Origin of the sequence: Sphingomonas sp. CCH9-F2 (assembly GCF_001556735.1) — a bacterium.
In the GTDB taxonomy this organism is placed as follows: domain Bacteria; phylum Pseudomonadota; class Alphaproteobacteria; order Sphingomonadales; family Sphingomonadaceae; genus Sphingomonas; species Sphingomonas ginsenosidimutans.
The window spans coordinates 1-995 of sequence record NZ_LSJO01000445.1; the positions used below are offsets into that span (position 1 = coordinate 1).

Annotated in this window: 1 protein-coding gene and 1 pseudogene; one reads left to right on the plus strand and one right to left on the minus strand. The window is 72.5% G+C overall.

Going from position 1 to position 995, the window contains the following annotated elements:
- A pseudogene (locus AX685_RS22630) lies at nucleotides 1-292 on the plus strand (hypothetical protein); the annotation flags it as partial.
- Between the two features lie 105 nt (nucleotides 293-397).
- Here the strand turns inward: AX685_RS22630 and AX685_RS12340 are convergent.
- Nucleotides 398-995 (minus strand): TIGR02117 family protein (locus AX685_RS12340; RefSeq protein ID WP_231738840.1); only part of this gene is annotated, 598 nt, incomplete at its 5' end.

Genomic DNA, 995 nt, shown 5'->3' on the forward strand with positions numbered 1-995 from the left:
CGGCGCGGTGGGCGCGATCGCGGCGGGCGTGACGGCGGCACTAAAGCTGGGGTGGCTCGACCGGTTCTTCACCGTGACGGATGCCGATCCCGGTGCGGAACACGCCGCGCCCGATCTCGCCCCCGCCGCCGCGACGCCCGGGACGGCGCGGGCGCCCGAGGCCTTCCGGCCCGATCCGACCGCGCCTGTGCCCGACAGTGAGCGCGAGGCGCTGCGCCCCGCCACCGGGCTTGCACCGACGATGTCGCCGGAGCGCGGCGAGATGGCGAACCAGACCGGCGCGGCGAACTGAGGCCAGCGATGGAGGCGCGTGGTGCCGGTTAAAGCCGGGGCCGTGGGTGATGGGGCGGGGCAGGAGTCGGAGGAGGCCCCAGCCGCCGCTGGGGCGACGTTCCAGTCAGAACCAGCGCAGCACAGTGACCGGGAAAGGCGTCCAAGCACCGACTCGGACGCCCGCCGTCGCCAACGTCGCGCCGGTCCACTGATTGCACGTCCGTATCGCATCGTAATGGCCGCGCGCAGGGTAGAAGGCATCGTGGCGATCGTAGCCCGGCAGCGCCTTGGCCGATGCGCGGGCGGCTCGGATCGTGATGGCGAGGCGGCGATACTCGGCGGGGCGCAGCGTGATCGCACGCGTGTGGCGGGCCACCGGCGGACGCGGGATATGTTCGACATGCAGCAGCGTATCGTCGCTGCCGATCGCGGCGTGGAGGATGGTAGCGGAGCGCAGGTCCGACCAGTGCGGCGTGCCCAGGAAGAAGCCGCGCTCGCCCCAGCCGATCGCGAGGTGATCGTAGCCGGCGTAGCGTGGATCGCCCAAGTCGGCGGCGGGGAAGTCGCTGCGCCAGTCGACGCCGGCCGCCACCTTGGGCACGACGATACCGGTATGGATGCCGTTATCCTCGACGAAGATCGTCACCCCGCCGGCAGGTGGCGGTCGCCAGCCGGGGTTGCGCGGCACCAGCCCGCCCAGCAGCCCCGCCAGTACATAGCCG